The organism is Methylobacterium sp. WL6, from assembly GCF_008040095.1.
Lineage (GTDB): Bacteria > Pseudomonadota > Alphaproteobacteria > Rhizobiales > Beijerinckiaceae > Methylobacterium.
On record NZ_VRVH01000027.1, the window covers coordinates 14,165 to 33,077 of the forward strand.

14 protein-coding genes and 1 pseudogene are annotated in these 18,913 nt (G+C 68.7%); 5 read left to right on the top strand and 10 right to left on the bottom strand.

The features are described from left to right. The first annotated feature begins 126 nt into the window (after window positions 1-126). From FV230_RS06530 to FV230_RS06545, 4 genes are all read left to right on the top strand, one after another. Window positions 127-1,470: an Nramp family divalent metal transporter gene (locus FV230_RS06530; protein ID WP_147841731.1), complete on the top strand. Its 1,344-nt coding sequence runs from the start codon at window positions 127-129 to the stop codon at window positions 1,468-1,470. A 151-nt stretch (window positions 1,471-1,621) separates the two neighbouring features. Next, window positions 1,622-2,845, top strand: coding sequence for an ABC transporter substrate-binding protein (locus FV230_RS06535; RefSeq protein WP_147841732.1), 1,224 nt, complete (start codon window positions 1,622-1,624; stop codon window positions 2,843-2,845). A 492-nt stretch (window positions 2,846-3,337) separates the two neighbouring features. Further along, a complete protein-coding gene (locus FV230_RS06540) occupies window positions 3,338-3,661 on the top strand; it encodes an ImmA/IrrE family metallo-endopeptidase (RefSeq protein ID WP_281408259.1) in 324 nt (107 codons plus the stop codon). A 41-nt stretch (window positions 3,662-3,702) separates the two neighbouring features. Continuing rightward, a complete protein-coding gene (locus FV230_RS06545; RefSeq protein WP_147841733.1) occupies window positions 3,703-4,773 on the top strand; it encodes a hypothetical protein in 1,071 nt (356 codons plus the stop codon). A 340-nt stretch (window positions 4,774-5,113) separates the two neighbouring features. On the opposite strand, the gene FV230_RS06550 is transcribed toward FV230_RS06545, so the two are convergent. From FV230_RS06550 to FV230_RS06565, 4 genes are read right to left on the bottom strand one after another with little or no spacing between them, the layout of a single operon-like run. Beyond that, on the bottom strand, window positions 5,114-6,067 hold the full coding sequence (locus tag FV230_RS06550) for a D-2-hydroxyacid dehydrogenase family protein (protein ID WP_210248614.1): 954 nt from the start codon (window positions 6,065-6,067) through the stop codon (window positions 5,114-5,116). 15 nt (window positions 6,068-6,082) lie between these two features. Further along, on the bottom strand, window positions 6,083-7,627 hold the full coding sequence (locus FV230_RS06555; protein ID WP_147841735.1) for an ABC transporter permease: 1,545 nt from the start codon (window positions 7,625-7,627) through the stop codon (window positions 6,083-6,085). Next, on the bottom strand, window positions 7,624-8,292 hold the full coding sequence (locus FV230_RS06560; RefSeq protein ID WP_147841736.1) for an ATP-binding cassette domain-containing protein: 669 nt from the start codon (window positions 8,290-8,292) through the stop codon (window positions 7,624-7,626). Before FV230_RS06560 ends, FV230_RS06555 begins: the two co-directional genes overlap by 4 nt. A gap of 7 nt (window positions 8,293-8,299) precedes the next feature. Next, window positions 8,300-9,169: a putative selenate ABC transporter substrate-binding protein gene (locus FV230_RS06565; RefSeq protein ID WP_246694764.1), complete on the bottom strand. Its 870-nt coding sequence runs from the start codon at window positions 9,167-9,169 to the stop codon at window positions 8,300-8,302. A gap of 232 nt (window positions 9,170-9,401) precedes the next feature. Between FV230_RS06565 and FV230_RS06570 the strand changes: the two genes are divergently transcribed. Beyond that, window positions 9,402-9,608, top strand: a complete 207-nt coding sequence (locus FV230_RS06570; protein ID WP_147841738.1) for a hypothetical protein — start codon at window positions 9,402-9,404, stop codon at window positions 9,606-9,608. A 54-nt stretch (window positions 9,609-9,662) separates the two neighbouring features. On the opposite strand, the gene pgl is transcribed toward FV230_RS06570, so the two are convergent. From pgl to FV230_RS29415, 6 genes and pseudogenes are all read right to left on the bottom strand, one after another. After that, window positions 9,663-10,394 (bottom strand): 6-phosphogluconolactonase, encoded by a 732-nt coding sequence (gene pgl, locus FV230_RS06575; protein WP_147841739.1) that lies wholly within the window; start codon window positions 10,392-10,394, stop codon window positions 9,663-9,665. Beyond that, the gene (gene gnd / locus FV230_RS06580) at window positions 10,391-11,371 is read right to left on the bottom strand and encodes a phosphogluconate dehydrogenase (NAD(+)-dependent, decarboxylating) (RefSeq protein ID WP_147841740.1); all 981 of its coding nucleotides are present in this window, start codon (window positions 11,369-11,371) and stop codon (window positions 10,391-10,393) included. The genes pgl and gnd overlap by 4 nt, the downstream gene beginning before the upstream one ends. A gap of 97 nt (window positions 11,372-11,468) precedes the next feature. Further along, window positions 11,469-14,318 carry a bifunctional transaldolase/phosoglucose isomerase gene (locus FV230_RS06585; protein ID WP_147841745.1) on the bottom strand — a complete coding sequence of 950 codons (2,850 nt, stop codon included), beginning with the start codon at window positions 14,316-14,318 and terminating at the stop codon, window positions 11,469-11,471. A 171-nt stretch (window positions 14,319-14,489) separates the two neighbouring features. Beyond that, window positions 14,490-16,577 carry a transketolase gene (tkt, locus tag FV230_RS06590; RefSeq protein ID WP_147841741.1) on the bottom strand — a complete coding sequence of 696 codons (2,088 nt, stop codon included), beginning with the start codon at window positions 16,575-16,577 and terminating at the stop codon, window positions 14,490-14,492. A gap of 22 nt (window positions 16,578-16,599) precedes the next feature. Then, window positions 16,600-18,492, bottom strand: coding sequence for a glycoside hydrolase family 15 protein (locus FV230_RS06595; RefSeq protein WP_147841742.1), 1,893 nt, complete (start codon window positions 18,490-18,492; stop codon window positions 16,600-16,602). Between the two features lie 174 nt (window positions 18,493-18,666). Next, a pseudogene (locus FV230_RS29415) lies at window positions 18,667-18,913 on the bottom strand (hypothetical protein); the annotation flags it as partial.

Here is an 18,913-nt window from a genome sequence, read left to right on the forward strand (position 1 = left end):
AAGCGGCGCGGAAGGGGAGCCCCGGGCGCGCGCAAGATTCGATCTTGACCTTGAGCCCGAGCACATCTTTATAGCTCATGCTATAAAGCGCGCGGCACGGGGCCGGGCAGGATCGCGGCGACGTTCATGGACCAACCCATCGCGGACACGCCGGCCGGCGGCCGGACCGCACCGCAGCGCGACAGCCTGAGCCTCCGCACGGAGCGGCGCATCCGCGACGTGCTCGACGGGCGGGCCGTCGGGCGCGGCCGCTTCCTGCTGTTCACCGGGCCGGCCGTGATGGCGTCGATCGCCTACATGGACCCCGGCAACTTCGCGACGAACATCCAGGCCGGCGCCAAGTACGGCTACGGCCTGCTCTGGGTGGTGCTCGCCGCCAACCTCGTGGCGATGCTGTTCCAGGCGCTCTCGGCCAAGCTCGGCATCGTCACCGGCCGCAACCTCGCCGAGCTCTGCCGCGACGAGTTCCCGAGGCCCGTGCGGCTCGCGATGTGGGCGGTGAGCGAGCTCGCCGCGATGGCCACCGACCTCGCGGAATTCCTCGGCGGCGCGATCGGCCTGGCCCTGCTCACCGGGATGCCGCTGTTCGCCGGCATGGTGGTCACGGCCGTCGTCACCTACGCGATCCTGCTGCTCGAGCGCGGCGGATTCCGCTGGATGGAGATCGTCATCGGCGCGATGGTGGCGACCATCGGCCTCTGCTACGCGATCGAGCTGTTCATCGCGCCGATCGCCTGGGCCGACGCGGCCAGGGGGCTGACGACGCCGCGGATCCCGGACGCCGAGGCGCTGATCATCGCGGTCGGCATCATCGGCGCGACGGTGATGCCGCACGCGCTGTTCCTGCATTCGGGGCTGACGCAGGGACGCGGCGGGGTCCGCAACGACGCCGACCGGCGCCTGCTCCTGCGCTACTCGAACCGCGAGGTGGTGGTGGCGCTGGCGCTCGCCGGCCTGGTCAACATCGCCATGGTGATCATGGCGGCGGCCGCCTTCCACCTCGGCCACAGCGAGGTCGCCGAGATCGACCAGGCCTACAGGACGCTGACGCCGCTGCTCGGCCCGGCGGCCGCGGGCGCGTTCCTGGTCTCGCTGATCGCGTCCGGCGTCTCGTCCTCGGTGGTCGGCACGATGGCCGGGCAGATGGTGATGCAGGGCTTCCTGGGCTGGCGCGTGCCGCTGATCGTGCGGCGGCTGGCGACGATGGTGCCGGCCTTCGTGGTGATCGGGATCGGCGTCGACCCGACCCGCGCGCTGGTGCTCTCGCAGGTGGTGCTGTCGCTGGCGCTGCCGGTGCCGATGATCGCGCTGGTGCTGTTCACCCGCCGCCCGGACCTGATGGGCGCCTTCGCCAACCGGCGGGCGACGCAGGTCGCGGCGGTGGCGGGCGCGGCCCTCGTGCTCTGCCTCAACGCGGTCCTGCTGGCGCAGGCGTTCGGCGTGCCGGTCCCGGGGCTGGCGGCCGGCTGAGGCCTCCGGCCCGCGCGCACCCCGGTTACAGCCGGCGCGATCCGGCACGACGGACGGCTGACAGGCAGGCGCCTTTCGCGCTCAATGGCGTCCGGACGCGAAGGCCGAGCGGCGATGAACGCTGCCGGCGGCGTCCCTCGGGAGAGACGCCATGATCCGCCACCTCGTCACCGCGGCCGCCTGCCTCGTCGGCGCGCACGCGGCGCTCGCACAGGAGAAGACCGCCCCGACGGACCTCGCGCCCGTCAAGATCGGCGTGCTCAACGACCGCTCGGGGGTCTATTCCGACTCCACCGGCGAGGGCGCGGTGATCGCCGCGCGCCTGGCGCTCGAGGACTTCAAGCCGGCCGAGCACGGGCTGACCGTCGAGATCGTCTCCGCCGACCACCAGAACAAGCCCGACATCGGCGCCGCGCTGACCCGGCAATGGTACGACCGCGACGGGGTCGACGCGGTGTTCGACGTGCCGACCTCCTCGGTGGCGCTGGCCGTCAACGCGATCACCCGCGAGAAGAACAAGGTCTTCGTGAATTCCGGCGGCGGCACGCCGGACCTCACCGGCGCGCAATGCACCCCCAACACCGTGCACTGGACCTACGACACGGTGGCGCTCGCGACCAGCAACGGCAAGGCGATGCTGAAGCGCGGCGGCGACACCTGGTTCTTCCTCGCCGCCGACTACGCCTTCGGCCTCGCGCTGGAGCGCGACACCCGCGCGGTGGTGCTCAAGAACGGCGGCACGGTGCTCGGCACCGTCAAGACGCCGTTCCCGACCGCCGACTTCTCCTCGTTCCTGATCCAGGCGCAGGGGTCGGGGGCCAAGGTGATCGGGCTCGCCAATGCCGGGGGCGATGCCGCCAACGCGATCAAGCAGGCGCACGAGTTCGGCATCCGCGAGAGCGGGCAGGCGCTGGCCGCGCTGCTGATCTCCTCGACCGACATCCACGCCCTCGGGACCACGATCGCCCAGGGGCTGACGCTCACTGAGGCGTTCTACTGGGACCTGAACGACCGGACCCGCGCCTTCTCCGAGCGCTTCGCGAAGCGCGACGGCGGCCGCAAGCCCACCGCCTACCAGGCCGGCGTCTACGGCGGCTTCCTGCACTACTTGAAGGCGGTGGCGGCGCTCCATTCGGCGAAGGACGGCGCCGCCGTCGTCGCCAAGATGAAGGACATGCCGACCGACGACCCGCTCTTCGGCAAGGGCACGATCCGCGCCGACGGGCGCAAGATCCACGACATGTACCTGTTCGAGGTGAAGACGCCGGCTCAATCCAAGGGCGAGTGGGACCTCTACAACGTCCTGGCGGTCAACCCCGGCCAGGACGTCTTCCGCCCGCTGAACGAGGGGGGCTGCCCGCTGGTGAAGGGGTGAGCGACGGGTTGCACGGCACCGACAAGTCCGTCGCATGAAACCGGACGGCTCACGAAGGCACCTCGGTATTACGTAGCAACCTAACCCAACAGCTTTGATACGGATTGAAAGCACTTTACCAATAGCGCTGTGGATATGTGCGATATCGCACATCAGCGGGAGCGCGCTGCGACTTTGTGCTATAGAGATTACAGAGTCTGTGGAAAAGTCATACGTTCTCTCTATGTTCCTATAACGAGATGAAGGGTCATTCTCGTCCGTGCTTTAGCGGGTAACAAAGTGACATCTGTGGTGCCAGTTCCTACTCGGATGCTAAAGACGAAAGTTCACGCTTTCGCTGAGAATGTGGCTGCGCATTTAAAATTTAAGCACAGCGATGCTATTGAGCCGCTTGTCGTTCGCCTAGGTGGGCGCGTGGAATATAAGACGGCAGATTTGTCATCTGAAAAACTGCCCGAGTAAATAATAGTACGCGCCCTAAACGATTTTACAATATTTCTTCCTAGCATAACTTCTGTAGTAAGAGACAGATTTACGATTGCGCATGAGCTAGGTCATCTGTTCCTTCATTATCCACTTGCTACTGCGTCAAACAGAGGCGCTGTCATGGTGGCTACAAGATGGGTAGATGAAGAGAACCAGGATTTGCGTCGCGCAGAGTGGGAGGCGAACTGGTTTGCCGCAGCCTTCTTGATGCCATCTCAGGATTTTATAAAATCCTATCGATCTAATCTTAATTCAGTCGAAGTCACCGCCGTAGAATTCGGGGTGAGTTCGAAGGCTGCAGGAATACGCGCTCAATCACTCGGACTTTAATTTTGAGCAAAGATTGTCCTGCTTACCGAGTTAGGCTTTTTATGTCTGTCGATCTAGTTGGATCGACTGCCTTTAAGGCTAAGCATGGCGATAAAAGAGAAGACGCTGAACCTTACCCAACGTGGCTAAATAGGACGAAGAATTTCTATCGTCTCTTCCCCCAGATATTGTCTGGCCATTTTGTAGAATTTCTAGGCGTTTTAGACGGCTCAGACAATTATAAAAACTATGCCCCGCAGGTCTGGAAGACCGTTGGAGACGAAATTATATTTTGCGTTAGAGTTACGTGCCTTGAGCATTTAGCGTGCTGCGTTCGAGCTTTTATCAAAGCACTGGCAACTTATGGCGAGTCAATAAACACTCTTGAGAATGAACTTGACGTTAAGGGGCGCGCTTGGATCGCATCCTTCCCAGCCCCTAATGTTACCATAGTATCCGCGAGCAGGGCGCCTCAAGAAGCTTCTATTAATGAAGTTGGCGGGCGGCTTTACGAGGAAGATGAACTACAGGCTGATGTAAGACCGGGTAATTATGATTTTCTAGGAAAGCAAATAGACACGGGATTCAGAATTTCTAAATTTGCTCAAACTAATGAACTGGCGCTGTCTATTGATTTAGCGTGGCTTCTTACGCTATTAAGACAGAGAAATCTAATAGATTGTCAGTTTACATTCCGTGGAAGAGAGGCATTGAAGGGCGTTATTGGCGGAGTACCATACCCAATAATAACCGCTCAAACAGAGAGATCAGTTAAGCGCCGAGAGCTTGAAGCACTTGAACGAACGGTTTCTGGGGCTGGTTTCGCAGAACATGTTGGGCTAAGGAATTATTTGTATAGTTTTATGGAGCAAAACAAAGTCGAAATTCCCATAATTTCTATGCATACTGAGGTAATAGATAATAATACGTTGCCGCGATGCTATGATGATCTCAAAAAAGCTTGGGCAGCTAGCTATCGAGAAGATGAGGAAAAAGACAAAAATCAAGACGAGGCCGACGCTTTTAAAGACGATCCCACAACATTAGAACAAGGCACTTCAGCCGCCGAGGATGAAATAAATTCGATATTTGATAAATTTATTCACGAACTAATATCGAAAAAGTCGGATTGATACTTACCGATAATTATTTAGATCGATCTTCATTCGCCTACTTCATTGTATTTTTCGTAATTCTTTAAATGCCCTTGCGCTTTAGCCCATGTGAGGGGTCGTACTAGTCGGCAGGTGCCAGATTGATGACGGTGAATCTTCGGTCAGGACGCCCTCTCCCCGTCATTCCGGGGCGCTGCAGGCGAGCCCGGAACCCAGAGCCGCCGACCGCACGCGCTGGATCACGACCCGTGGTTCTGGATTGCACGCCTTCGGGTGCGGGCGCTGCTTCGCAGCCTCGGACTGACGGGCCCTGGCTGGAGGGTGGTGCGCTTCATCGATCCGGGCGGGACGCGGAGGCCTACCCGATCACCCGCACCGGCGCGCCATCCAGAAACCCTTGGATGTCGGCCACCGCCTCGGTGAAGTAGGTGCGGTAGTTGGCCTCGCTGACGTAGCCGAGATGGGGCAGGGCCAGCAGGTTCGGCAGGGTGCGCCAGGGCGAGTCCGCCGGCAGCGGCTCGGTCTCGAACACGTCGAGGCCGGCTCCGCCGATCCGCCCGTCCCGGAGCGCGGCCTGCAGCGCCGGCCCGTCGACGAGGCCCGCCCGCGCGGTGTTGATCAGCAGGGCGTGGGGTTGCATCAGCGCCAGCGCCGCGGCGTCGACGAGCCCGCGGGTGCGCTCGCCCAGCACCAGGTGGATCGAGACTACGTCGCTCCCGGCCAGCAGGTCCGCCTTGGACGGCGCAAGCGCGACGCCGGCCTCCACCGCCCGCTCCGCCGTGAGGTTCGGGCTCCAGGCCGAGACCGCCATGCCGAAGGCCTGGCCGATGCGGGCGACGCGGGTCCCGATCTTGCCGAGCCCCAGGATGCCGAGGCGGCGGCCGGCGAGATCCGCGCCCACGCTCGTCTGCCAGCCGCCGGCCCGGAGCGCGTTCGCCTCCGGCACGACGCGGCGGGCGAGGCCCAGGATCAGCGCCCAGGTCAGCTCCACCGGCGGCTCGGCACCGCTCGCCGTGCCGCAGACGGTGATGCCGCGTGCCTTGGCCGCCGCGAGGTCGATGCTCGCGTTGCGCATGCCGGACGTGACCAGGAGCTTCAGCTTCGGCAGGCGCGCGAGCAGGGCGGCCGGGAACGGCGTGCGCTCGCGCATCATCACCACGATCTCGCACTCGGCGATGGCCTCGACCAGCGCGTCCTGCGTCGCGAAGCCCGCGCGGAAGGTCCGCAGCGCGACCCGGTCCCGGACGGGAGACCAGTCCGCCAGCGTGGTGGCGACGCCCTGGTAGTCGTCGAGGATCGCGCAGTTGAGCATGGTTGGCATCCGATCTCAGGCCCGGGCGGGCGCCGGCGGGGGGCCCGTCACCGGGTCGGCGAGCCGCGTCGGCAGGGTGTTGATGCGCAACGCCGTCCGCAGCGCCCGCGACGCGGCGTCGACCGCGACCGTCATCGCGGCGGTGGCGGCGATCAGCACCACGGCGACGTCGAGGCGCAATTCCGAGATCGCGGCGTCGACGTAGTAGCCGAGCGTCGCGACGCCGAGGATGCCGAAGATCGCGCTCTCGCGCAGGATCAGCTCCCAGCGGTAGAGCAGGTAGGCGAGGAACTGCCCGTAGAGCCGCGGCACGGTCTCGTAGGCGTAGAGGTTCAGGCCGCGCGGCGCGTCCGCCCGGTAGGGCAGCGCGTCGGCGTGGCGGCCCATCAGATAGCCGATGATGCCGGCGTTGTGGATCGACAGCGCGAGGATCGCCGGCAGCATCGAGGGGCCGAGTATCTGCAGCAGCACGTAGGCGAGCATGTATTCCGGCGTCGAGCGCAGCACCACGAGGAGCACGCGCCCCGCGGGCGACCCGAACCGGCCGGAGAACCGGCGCGACACCAGCGGGAACAGCACGAGCGCGCCGAGGGCGGTGGCGACGAGGGCGATCTGCGCCAGCACCAGCGTCTGCACCGCGCCGGGGAGGATCTGCCCGGTGAGGATCGGCACGAACCAGGCCCAGAGGCGGGGCAGGGTTTCGGGATCGAGAAGGCTGGCGCCGCGCAGGGGCGCGGGGACGACGTCGTGGGTGAGGAAGCGGAGGAGGCTGGCGCCGACGTTCGTGGTGCCGATCGTGGCCGGCAGCGCCAGCGCGCTCGCCGCGATCAGCACCGGCACGGACCCCACCCGCACCCAGAGCCGGCGCGAGCCGATCAGCGCGTAGAACACCAGGAGCAGCGCGCCGGCCTCGGCGTAGCGCCCCTGCCGGAAGGCGGATTCGAGATAGAACCCCATGGTCGGCAGGCCGATGAAGCCGAGCACCAGGGTCGAGCGCATGGCGCATTCGAAGCGGTAGAGCGTGTAGTGCCGGAAGGACCCGGCGACCTCCGGCAGGCGGGCGTAGAGGAAGGCGGAGACGCTGCCCGTGCCCTCGGGCAGCACCCGCAGGGCCGAGAGGTCGGCCTCCTCGATGATCTCCGAATAGACCTTCGCGCAGATGCCCGCGTAGGGCAGGGCGATGGCGAGGATGCCGGTGGTGGCCGAGAGCCCGAACACCTGCATCAGCAGCAGCGCCCAGAACAGCTCGTGCACGGCGCGGAGCCCGGCGCAGAGGAGGCGGATGCTGCGGAACCGCGCGAAGGGAATCGCCAGCAGGAACCCGGTGCCGGCCCCACACGTCACGCCGAGCACCGCGAAGGCGACGGTGTAGACGACGCTCCAGCCCTCCACCGAGAGCAGGTCCGGCCGGATCAGCCCGGCCAGCAGGCGCTGGAGATCGGCCCAGGGGTTCAAGCTGGTGACGTGCAGGTCGGCGAGAAACAGCGCGGCGAGCGCCGCCGCCGCGAACCAGCGGCTGACGGCGGCGTAGCCCGGGGTGGAGCGCTGCCGCCCGATCACGCCGCCGCCTGGTAGAAGGGGCTCAGCGCGGCGGCGTCGAGGGTGCGGGCCGGCGCGTCCAGGACGATGCGGCCGGCATCCAGCACCACGATCCGGTCGGTGTGGGCGAGCGCCAGCGCGACGTCGTGGAGGGCCACCACCAGGGTCTCGTGGCTGCGGGCCATCTCGGCGAGCACCGCGGCGCCCTGCATCCGGTCCAGCGCCGAGACCGGCTCGTCGCCGACCAGGATGGGCCGGCCGTTGTAGAGCGCGCGGGCGACCGAGACCCGCTGCTGCTGCCCGCCCGACAGCGCGCCGGCCTTGTCGCGGATCTTCTCCGCCAGCTCGACGCGGGCCAGCACCGCGCGGATCTCGGCGAGGTCGGCGGCGGCGGGGAAGGCCAGGGTGCGCAGGTTGTGCAGGGTCGAGCGGCGGTCGAGCCGGCCCATGTAGACGTTGTGGAACACCGACAGCGTCCGCACGAGCGCGGCCGCCTGCGGCACCAGGGCGACCCGCTCCGGGGCCTGCGCCTGGATCAGGCCGATCAGCGTCGACTTGCCGGCGCCGGAACGCCCCATCAGCGCGACCCGCTCGCCCGCGCGGACCGTCAGGTCGATGCCGGAGAGCACCGCGCGCCCGTCGTAGGCGGCGCTCGCGTTCGTCAGCCGGATCGCAGGTTCGGCCATCGTCGGGTCAGTCGAGCAGGCCGGTCGACCGGCCCACCGCGATCAGCGGCGCATAGGCCGCGTTGTCGACGGGGATGAACTTCGAGCGGCCGAACGGCGCGAGGATCGCCGGATCGGTGATGCCGACGAGCGCCGCCTTCAGCCGCGCGGTGAAGCCTTCGCCGTAGATCGCGTCGACGTCGCCGCGGACCGTCCACTGGTAGTCGGGGAAGGTCGGGCTCTCCCAGATCACCGAGACCGCCTTGGGGTCGACCTTGCCGGCCTTGGTGTCGAGATCCCAGACCGAGTAGTCGACCGCGCCGACGGCGAAGGCCCCCGACTGGACGAGCTGGATCGTCCGGCTGTGATCGCCCGAGAAGCCCACCGTCGGGAAGACCTGCTCGGGGGTCTTGCCGGGAAAGGCCTGCCGGATGAAGTATTCCGGCATCAGCCGCCCCGAGGTCGAGGCGCGCGAGCCGAAGGTGAAGCTCTTGCCGGCGATGTCTTTCGGGAAGTCGGCCGCCTTCGCAAGGCCGGTCTTCGCGTTGGCGATGAGGTAGGTCTTGAAGGCGGCATCCTCGGCCCCTTGCGCGATCGCCTGCGAGCCCGGCACGGCCTTGCGGGCCTGCACGCCGGTGAAGCCGCCGAACCAGGCGAGTTGCACCTGCCCGTTGGTGAAGGCGGTGACGGCCGCCGGATAGTTCTTCACCGGGATGTAAGTCACCGGCACGCCGAGCTTGCCTTCGAGGTAGGCCGCAACCTTGCCGAAGCGCTCGACCAGCCGGCTCTCGTCCTGGTCGGGGATGCCGGTGAACACGAAGGCGGGCTTGGCGCCCTGCGCCGTGGCCGGCCCCGCGACGGCGACGCCGGCGAGCGCCGCCAGGACCAGAATCCGCACCCCGTCGATCATAGCGTCCCTCTCGCCCGTCCCGAAGACGCCTGACCTAGCAGAGCACCGCCCCCCGACGCCATGGCCGCAGGTGCATCGCCGCCGCGGGACTTCGTGGGCGAGGCGCCCGCCTCGGATCTCCCCCGGTGCCGTCGGTCACGATGCCTTGAGCGGATGGATACCCGCCTGTCCGAAGCCCGTTCGGGCACGACGATCGCATCCTCGAGAAAGCCATCCCGACATGAAGACCCTCCTCCTCGGCGCGACGCTGGCCCTCGGCCTCCTGGCAGGATCGAGCCTGCCGGGCCACGCCGCCGCCGGCGACGGCCTCGACCGCAACGCGGCGGCGACCGGCAACAGCACCTTCGCCGGCCAGCATCGGACCGCGCGCATGGGCAGCATGACGGCACGCAGGCCGATGATGCGCCGTCACCGCCGGCATCGCTGAGCCGATCCCCGCGGGCCGCCGGTCAGGGGCCGGCGGCCCGCGGGGGCGGTCCCGTCACGCGGCCGCGGCCGCATCGAGCAGCCAGGCGATCCGGCCCTGGCTCGTCACCCGCCCGGCCGGGAGATCCTCGCCCGCGGCGAGCCGCCGGAGCGCCGCGCGCTTGCTCTCGCCGCTCACCAGGAACAGGACCAGGGCAGAGGACGCGAGCGCCGGATAGGTCAGCGTCACGCGGGGCACGAAGGGCGCGAGCCCGGCCTCGGGCACGGGGGCGACGAGCCTGGCCGTCTCGGACAGGGCCGGCTTGCCCGGGAACAGCGAGGCGGTGTGTCCGTCCTCGCCGAGCCCGAGCAGGACGCAGTCGAACAGCGGGCGGGCCGGATCGAGCCGGTCGGCGCCGTAGAATTCCAGGAGCGTGCGCGCGTAGGTCTCGGCCGCGGCCTCGGGCCCCGCGTCGGTTGGGATGAAGTGCAGGTGCGCCGCCGGCACCGCCGTGCCGTGGCCGAAGGCCTCGCGGACCATGCGGACGTTGCTGTCGGCGTGGTCCCACGGCACCGCCCGGTCGTCGCCGAAGAACCAGTGGACCCGGTCCCACGGCACGCGGCCGACATGGTCCGGGCCGGCCAGCAGCGCATAGAGCCGCTTCGGCGTCGAGCCGCCGGACAGGGCGATCGCGATCCGCTCGGATCGGGAGGCCTCGCAGGCGGCGATCAGGCGCTCCGCCGCCTCGTGGGCCACGGCGTCGGCATCGGGCAGGACCACGGCATCGGGCGGCAGCGCAGCCGTCATGACTTCTTGGGCTCCTGGTGCCCGCCGAAGCCCTTGCGCATCGCCGACAGCATCTTGTCGGCGTAGGAGGCGTCCTCGCGCGAGCGGAAGCGGCGGTAGAGGGCGTTCGAGAGCACGGTGGCCGGGACGGATTCCTCGATCGCCGCATTGATCGTCCAGCGCCCCTCGCCGGAATCCTCGACGTAGCCGGAATAGTCGTCGAGCTTCTCGTCGGTCGCCAGCGCGTTCGCCGTCAGGTCGAGGAGCCAGGACGAGACCACGCTGCCGCGGCGCCAGACCTCGGCGATGTCGCCGAGGTTGAGGTCGAACCGGCGCTCGAGCGGCAGGTTCTCGCTGTCGGCGTGCTTGAGGATGTCGAAGCCCTCGGCATAGGCCTGCATCAGCCCGTACTCGATGCCGTTGTGGATCATCTTGACGAAGTGGCCCGCCCCGCTCGGGCCGGCATGGATGTAGCCCTGCTCGGCGCGGGGGTCGCGCCCCTCGCGGCCCGGCGTCCGCGGGATGTCGCCGATGCCGGGCGCCAGCGTCGCGAAGATCGGATCGAGCCTGCCGACGGCGGCGGTGTCGCCGCCGATCATCATGCAGTAGCCGCGCTCCAGCCCCCAGACGCCGCCCGAGGTGCCGACGTCGACGTAGTGGATGCCCTTGCCCTTGAGCTCGCCGGCGCGGCGCACGTCGTCGCCGTAGAACGAGTTGCCGCCGTCGATGATCACGTCGTCGGCCTGCATCAGGCCGGACAGGGTCTTGACGGTTCCCTCCGTGATGGCGCCGGCCGGCAGCATCACCCAGGCGGCGCGCGGAACGTCGAGCTTGCCGACGAAGTCCTCCAGGCTGTCGGCGCCGACCGCGCCGGCCTCGACCAAAGCCTTCACCGCCTCCGGGTTCTGGTCGAAGACCACCGCGGTGTGCCCGTCGCGGAGGAGGCGCCGGACGATGTTGCCACCCATCCGGCCGAGGCCGATCATGCCGAGCTGCATTGGTTTGGCACTCCGTTTGAGACTCTATCGGGGTCGGGCCCCTCATGCCCGGCGGCGCCCGCGTGGCGGAGCCGGGCGCGATCGTGCGTCGGGTCGCTCAGCCCGCGGCGGCGGTCAGGGCCGCGGCGATCCGCTTGAGGCCCGCCGGGACGTCGCCGCCCTTGATGTGGATCCGCAAGGCGCGGCGCCCGCGCTCGGACAGCACCGACAGGTCGCCGCGCGCCTGCGCCGCGACCACCGTGCCGAAGCCGAGCTTGCGCCCCGGAATCGCGAGATCCTCGGTCGGATCGGCGGTGATCTGCACGAACACGCCGCTGTCGGGGCCGCCCTTGTAGGCCTGCCCCGTCGAGTGCAGGAAGCGCGGCCCGAACTCGAGGCAGGTCGCCACGTGCTTCGCGTCGCGGATCGCGAGGCGGGCCTGCTGCAGCGTGGCGTGGTTCGCCGCGTTGCGGGGCACGTAGGCGAGCAGCGCCAGGTAGTCGCCGGCCTTGAGCCGGGCGACCTGCGCCTTGAGCCCGGCCTCGAGGCCGTCCGTCGCCGCCGGCAGCGCACCGGCATTGGCCGGGTCAGCGTAAAGGGCGATGGTCTCGTCCTCGAACACCGGCGTCTCGGGCGGCAGCGCGCCGCTCGCCTCGGCGGCCTCGAACAGCTTCTTCGTCTCGATCTTGCTCGCCTCGACGTCGGGCTGGTCGAACGGGTTGATGCCGAGCAGGGCACCGGCCACCGCGGTCGCCATCTCGAAGCGGAAGAACTCCTGCGGCAGCTGCTCCACCGTGTCGAGGGTGATGCGCACCACCGGATGACCGTCGCGCTCCAGGCCGCGCAGGGTCTCGTCCTGGCGCTCGTCGGCATGGCCGTCGAGGCGCAGGTAGACGAAGACGCGGTCGTGGCCGTAGGCAGCCGGCACGTCGACGGGCTCGCCGTCGATCGGGATCAGGCCCTTGCCCTGCTTGCCCGTCGATTCCGCGATGAGCTGCTCGGCCCAGCCGCCGAAGCTCGCGATCGCCGGCGAGGCGACGATCGTCACCTTGTCGCGGCCGGCCAGCCCCGCGGTGCCCATCGCGGCGCCGAGGAGCACCCCGGGGTTCTCGGTCGGCGGCACGGCCGGGCCGCAGGAGCGCACCATGATCCGCGCCCGCTCCAGGAAATCCTTCACGTCGATGCCGATGCAGGCCGCCGGCACCAGCCCGAAGGCCGAGAGCACCGAGTAGCGCCCGCCGATCTGCGGCACGCCGTGGAAGATCTGCCGGAAGCCGTCGGCCTCGGCCGCCTTCTCCATGGCCGAGCCGGGATCGGTGACCGCGAGGAAATGCTCGCCGGCCCGGTCGCCGACGACCGCCTTCATCCGCGCCAGGAAGTAGTCGCGGAAGACGTTCGGCTCCAGCGTCGAGCCGGATTTGGAGGCGACGATGAACAGCGTGCGCGGCAGGTCGAGGGTGGCCTCGAGCGCACGGACCTCGTCGGGATGGGTCGAGTCGAGGATCGAGAGCTTGGGGAAGCCGTCGCGGTTGCCGTAGGTCAGGCCGAGCACTTCCGGGCCGAGGCTCGACCCGCCCATGCCGAGCACCACGACGTCGCTGAACGCCCGGCTCCGCACCCAGGCCGAGAGCGCGGCGTAGGCGTCCGCGCGCTCCAGCTCGTCCTCGACGATGCGGAGCCAGCCGAGCCACTTGTCCTCGTCGGCGCCCGACCAGACCGTGGTGTCGTGCGCCCAGAGCCGGCGGATCGCGCCGCTCGCGCGCCAGGCCTCGACCGCCTTGCCGGTCTCGGTCGCGAGCGCGTCGCCGAGCTTGAGGCTCTGGCCGTCGAGCCGGTGGCCGAGCAGCGCCACGCGCTTGCCGGCGACCGCGCCGAGCAGCTTGTCGGCGGCGTCGATGAACAGCTGCACGCCCTCCTCGACCAGCTGCCGGGCCACCGCGTCGATGTCGATGCCGGCCTCGGAAAGGCGCGCCATCACGGCCTCCGCCCCGGCCACGTCCTCCTCGATCGCGTTGCGGACCTCGCCGTGGTCGCGGAACGCGTCCATGGTCGCCGGCGGCATGGTGTTGACGGTGTTCGGGCCGATCAGCTCCTCGACGTAGAGCACGTCGCGGTAGGCCTTGTTCTTGGTGCCGGTCGAGGCCCAGAGCAGCCGCTGCGCCTTGGCGCCCTTCTCGGCGAGCGCCGTCCACGCAGCCTCCCCGAACACCGCCTTGTAGCGCTGGTAGGCGAGCTTGGCGTTGGCGATCGCGACCTTGCCCTTGAGGTGCTCCAGGGCAGCCTTCTGGTCGGGGTCGTTGGCCGCCGCGATCTTCTCGTCCAGCAGCTTGTCGACGAGCACGTCGATGCGGCTGATGAAGAAGCTCGCGACGCTGGCGATCCGCGAGACGTCGCCGCCGTTGCGGGCACGCTCCGCGAGCCCTTCGACGAAGGCGCGGGCGACCTTCTCGTACTCGCCCTGCGAGAACAGCAGGGTGACGTTGATCGAGATGCCCTCCGCCGTGAGCTGGCGGATCGCCGGGATGCCCTCCGGCGTCGCCGGCACCTTCACCATCAGGTTGTCGCGGCCGACCGCCTTGTGGAGCCTGCGGGCCTCCTCCAGCGTCTCCTCGGTCTGCAGGGCGAGGTAGGGCGACACCTCGAGGCTGACGTAGCCGTCGGCGCCGTCGGACGCCTCGTAGACCGGGCGCAGCACGTCGGCCGCCGCCTGGATGTCGGCGATGGCCAGGCCCTCGTAGAGGTCGATGACGCGGCTGTCGCCCTGCTCCATCACGCCCTTGAGGCTGGCATCGTACTCGTCGGAATGGCCGATGGCCTTCTCGAAGATCGACGGGTTGGAGGTGACGCCGCGCAGGCCGTCGTTCTCGACCAGCGCCTTGAGCTCGCCCTTGGCGATGAAGCCGCGGGCGACGAAGTCGAGCCAGACCGCCTGATCCTGTTCGGTGTGCAGGGCCTTGAGCGCGTTCATGTCGATGCCTCGCAGATCGTCGGTCTTCACGTCGTCGATGTCGGCCGGGCCTGGTCGGCCGGCCTCGGCGGGTCTGTCTTGGTCGGTATGTCTTGGTCGATATGTTCTGGGGATCAAACACACGACCCGGGTCTTGGCTCCGGCACGGAACGCAGACCCGGGTCGCGGCCGCTAGGGCTTGCGCGCGCCCCGGTGCTTGGCGATCTGGTCGCGGGCGGCCAGCAGCACCTTCTCCGGGGTGAAGCCGAACTTGGCCTGCAGGTCCTTGATCGGCGCCGAGGAGCCGAAGGTGTGCATGCCGATGATCGTGCCGGCCGAGCCCGCGTAGCGGTCCCAGCCGATCGCCGAGCCCTGCTCCACGGCGACGCGGGCCAGCACGGCCGGCGGCAGCACGCTCTCGCGATAGGCCTCGTCCTGGCGCTCGAACAGGTCCCAGGACGGCATCGAGACGACGCGCGCCGTCACCCCCTCCGCGACCAGGCTCTCGTAGGCCTGCATGCAGAGCTGCACCTCGGAGCCCGAGCCGATCAGGATCACCTCTGGCGTGGCGTCGCCGCCCGCGAGCACGTAGCCGCCCTTGGCGACGCCCGACGCGCTGGCGAACTTGGTGCGGTCGATCGTCGGCAGCGGCTGGCGCGAGAGGGCCAGCACCGCCGGCTGATCCTTCAGCGAGAAGATCACGCGGTAGGCTTCGGCCACCTCGTTGGCGTCGGCCGGGCGCAGCGTTACGAGCCCGGGGATGCAGCGCAGGCTCAGGAGCTGCTCCACCGGCTGGTGAGTCGGCCCGTCCTCGCCCACGCCGATCGAGTCGTGGGTGAAGATGTGGAAGACCGGCAGCTCCATCAGCGAGGCGAGCCGCACCGCCGGGCGCATGTAGTCGACGAAGACCAGGAAGGTCGCGCCGTAGGCCCGGAGGCCGGAGAGCCCGAGCCCGTTCACGATCGAGCCCATGGCGTGCTCGCGCACGCCGAAGTGGATGTTGCGGCCGCCCGGCTCGAACGGGGTGAGCGAGCCCGCCCCCTCGAAGGTGAGGTTCGACTTGTTCGACGGCGCGAGGTCGGCCGAGCCGCCGAGCATGAACGGCACGTGCTGGGCGATGGCGTTCAGCACCTTGCCGGAGGATTCGCGGGTCGCGAGCCCCTTGGCATCGGGCTCGAAGACCGGGATGTCCCGGTCCCAGCCCTCGGGCAGGCGGCCCTCGAAGAAGGCGTCGAGCGATTCCGCGTGCTCGGCGTCGGCGTCCTTGGCCGCCGTCAGGAAGCCCTGCCACTGGTCGTAGAGCTCGGCCCCGCGCTTGCCGATGTTGTCGGCGAAGTTCTGCTGCACCCCGTCGGGCACCAGGAACTGCGCGTCCTCCGGCCAGCCGTAGGCGCGCTTGGCGCCCTTGACCTCGTCCTCGCCGAGCGCGTCCGAGTGGGCCTTCGCGGTGTTCTGCTTCTTGGGCGCTCCGAAGCCGATGATCGAGTTGACGACGATGATGGTCGGCCGGTCGCTCGACTGCAGGAAGGTCTCGATCGCGGCCGAGATCGCGTACACGTCGTTGGCGTCGGCGACCCGCAGCACCTGCCAGCCGTAGGCAAGGAACCGGGTGGCGACCTCCTCGCCGAAGGCCAGCTCGGTGTGGCCCTCGATGGTGATGGTGTTGTTGTCGTAGATCCAGCACAGGTTCGACAGGCGCAGGTGCCCGGCGATCGAGGCGGCCTCGGAGGCGACGCCCTCCATCAGGTCCCCGTCCGAGCAGATCGCGTAGACGTTGTAGTCGAACAGCGGCAGGTCGGGCTTGTTCAGGTGCTCGCCGAGGTAGCGGCCGCCCATCGCCATGCCGACGGAGTTCGCCACGCCCTGGCCGAGCGGCCCGGTGGTGGTCTCGACGCCGGTGGTGAAGTGGTATTCCGGGTGGCCGGGGGTGCGGCTGTCGAGCTGGCGGAAGGACTTGATGTCGTCGAGCGTCACGGCCGGCGCGTTGCCGCCGTCGGTCTCGGCCACGTTGGCGAGGTGCAGCAGCGAATAGAGCAGCATCGAGGCGTGTCCGCAGGACAGCACGAAGCGGTCGCGGTTCGGCCAGTGCGGATGCGCCGGATCGTAGCGCAGGTAGCGGTTCCACAGGGTGTAGGCGACCGGCGCCAGCGCCATCGGCGCGCCGGCGTGTCCCGAATTCGCCTTCTGCACCGCATCGATCGCCAGCGTGCGGATCGTGTCGATCGAGAGCTTGTCGATCTCGGAAAGCGCCGTCTTGGGCGCGGTGTCTGCTCCGCTCATGGTGTCGTCTTTCCCGTTGTCGTCACTGCGGCGCGAGACTGCTCGCGACCGCGCGCGGATCGTGCTCACGCGAAACTTGCGCGCCCGGCCCGCGGCCGGCGGGCGCATCCGAATCGTCGGCGCCGCCCCGCTCCTTCGCAGGCCCTTCGGCCCGGCTGTAATTGAGGATGGTGTTCACGAGCGCAACATGCGTGAACGCCTGGGGGAAGTTGCCCACCAGCCGCTGGGCCTTCCCGTCGTACTCCTCGGACACGAGCCCGAGGTCGTTGCAGATGCCGATCAGACGCTCGATCAGCGCGCGGGCTTCCGCGCGGCGGCCGAGGCCGATCAGGTTGTCGGCGTACCAGAATGTGCAGGGCAGGAACGCGCCCTCGTTGCCGGGCAGCCCGTCCGTGGTCTGCCCTTGCGTGTCGTAGCGCAGGATGAAGCCGTCGCGCATCAGGTCCCGGCCGATCGCCTCGACGGTGCCGACCACGCGCGGGTCGTCCTGGGGCAGGAAGCCCATATGGGCGATCAGCAGCAGGCTCGCATCGAGCTGCTTCGAGCCGTAATATTGCACGAAGCTGTTGAGCTCCGGGTCGAACCCCTTCTCGCACACCTCCGCGTGGATCCGGTCGCGGATCGCCTTCCAGCGCGCGACCGGTGCGTCGGGGGCGCCGGGCTGGCCGGCGTGGCTGCGGATCGCGCGGTCGAAGGCGACCCAGGCCATGACCTTCGAATGGACGAAGTGCTTGCGGCCGCCGCGCACCTCCCAGATGCCCTCGTCCGGCTCGCTCCAGACCTTCTCCAGATGCGCGATGATCGCCAGGCCCACGCGCCAGCCGTCCTTGTCGGTCGGCATGCCGCGCATCCGCGCCTGATAGAGCGCGTCGAACAGCTCGCCGTAGACGTCGAGCTGGAACTGCGACACCGCGGCGTTGCCGACCCGGACAGGCTTCGAGCCCTCGTAGCCGGGCAGCCAGTCGAGCTCGATCTCGGGCAGCAGCCGCTCGCCGGCGATGCCGTAGAGGATGTGCGCCTGCTCCGGATTCCCGGCCACCGCGCGCTGCAGCCAGTCGCGCCACGCCCGCGCCTCCTCGAGGAAGCCGCCATCCATCAGCGCCATCAGAGTGAAGGTCGAGTCGCGCAGCCAGCAGAACCGGTAGTCCCAGTTGCGGACGCCGCCGAGCGACTCCGGCAGAGAGGTCGTGGGCGCGGCCACGATGCCGCCGGTCGGCATGTAGATCAGCGCCTTCAGCGTCAGGAGCGAGCGCTTCAGCATCGCGTCCCAGGGCGTGCCCTTCGCGCAGCGGTCGGACCAGTCCCGCCAGAACTGGTCGGTGGCGGCCAGCACCTTGCGCGGCTCGATCGGGGGCGGGTCGTCCTCGTGGCTGGCGCCGTAGCTCAGGGTGAAGGCGACCGACTCGCCGGCATGGACCGTGAACTCCGAGACCGTGGTCTGCCCATGGCCCCTGAGATGCGCCTTGGTGCGCAGGACCGCCTTGTGCGGGCCCGAGATCGCCCGGAGGTCGCCGAGCTCGTTGTGCGACACCCACGGCACGGCCGAGCCGTAATCGAAGCGCATCGCGAGATCCATGCGCATCGCGACGCGTCCGTGCAGCCCCTCGACGAGGCGGATCAGGTGCGATCCGTCGCCGGCGGGCATGTAGTCGATGACCCGGACCTCGCCCTCGCGGGTCTTGTGGTGGGTCTCCAGCACGAGGCTGCCTTCGCGGTAGGCCCAGGTGGTCTCGACATGCCCGGCCTGCGGCGCGAGGCGCCAAAATCCGTGCTCCTCGGTGCCGAGGAGGGAGGCGAACAGGGCGGAGGCATCGAAGCGCGGCCAGCACAGCCAGTCGACGCTGCCCTGCCGGCTGATCAGCGCGGCGGTGCGGCCGTCGCCGATGAGCGCGTAATCCTCGATGCGTGCGGCCATGAAGCGGATCCGTCGCGGCCGGCGACAGCAGCCGTCCGATGCACTGCACCTAGGTCGGCGACGCGATGCGGTCCAGGCCGCGCCCGGGAAATCCGATGGCGGCGGCAGTGCGGGTCGGATCGCGGCCCCGGTCGGGCGGCCGCACTGCAGCATCGCGCGGGATTCAGGGCCGCCTCAGTTCAGGCGGTCGACCAGGAGCGCGACCGAGCTGCCGAGCGACGAGGCCCCGCTGCGCAGGTAGGCGGCGGCATTCCCGACGACGCGCGCGGCCGGGGCGAAGGGGAGGGCGAGGTCCGGCAGCAGGCCGTCGCGGGCCTGCGCCTGCGCCTCGACGGGCGCGGGCCGGACGATCTCGGAGAACGGGTCGGGCCGGCGCGGCGGCCCCTCCGCGCAGCGCGGGGCGGTGCAGACGCGCCGGAGC

Bases quoted from the DNA above. Each gene is read 5' to 3' on its own strand.
- FV230_RS06530 (WP_147841731.1), top strand. From the start codon at position 127: ATGGACCAACCCATCGCGGACACGCCGGCCGGCGGCCGGACCGCACCG.
- FV230_RS06535 (WP_147841732.1), top strand. From the start codon at position 1,622: ATGATCCGCCACCTCGTCACCGCGGCCGCCTGCCTCGTCGGCGCGCAC.
- FV230_RS06545 (WP_147841733.1), top strand. From the start codon at position 3,703: ATGTCTGTCGATCTAGTTGGATCGACTGCCTTTAAGGCTAAGCATGGC.
- FV230_RS06550 (WP_210248614.1), bottom strand. From the start codon at position 6,067: ATGCTCAACTGCGCGATCCTCGACGACTACCAGGGCGTCGCCACCACG.
- FV230_RS06560 (WP_147841736.1), bottom strand. From the start codon at position 8,292: ATGGCCGAACCTGCGATCCGGCTGACGAACGCGAGCGCCGCCTACGAC.
- FV230_RS06570 (WP_147841738.1), top strand. From the start codon at position 9,402: ATGAAGACCCTCCTCCTCGGCGCGACGCTGGCCCTCGGCCTCCTGGCA.
- pgl (WP_147841739.1), bottom strand. From the start codon at position 10,394: ATGACGGCTGCGCTGCCGCCCGATGCCGTGGTCCTGCCCGATGCCGAC.
- gnd (WP_147841740.1), bottom strand. From the start codon at position 11,371: ATGCAGCTCGGCATGATCGGCCTCGGCCGGATGGGTGGCAACATCGTC.
- FV230_RS06585 (WP_147841745.1), bottom strand. From the start codon at position 14,318: ATGAACGCGCTCAAGGCCCTGCACACCGAACAGGATCAGGCGGTCTGG.
- tkt (WP_147841741.1), bottom strand. From the start codon at position 16,577: ATGAGCGGAGCAGACACCGCGCCCAAGACGGCGCTTTCCGAGATCGAC.
- FV230_RS06595 (WP_147841742.1), bottom strand. From the start codon at position 18,492: ATGGCCGCACGCATCGAGGATTACGCGCTCATCGGCGACGGCCGCACC.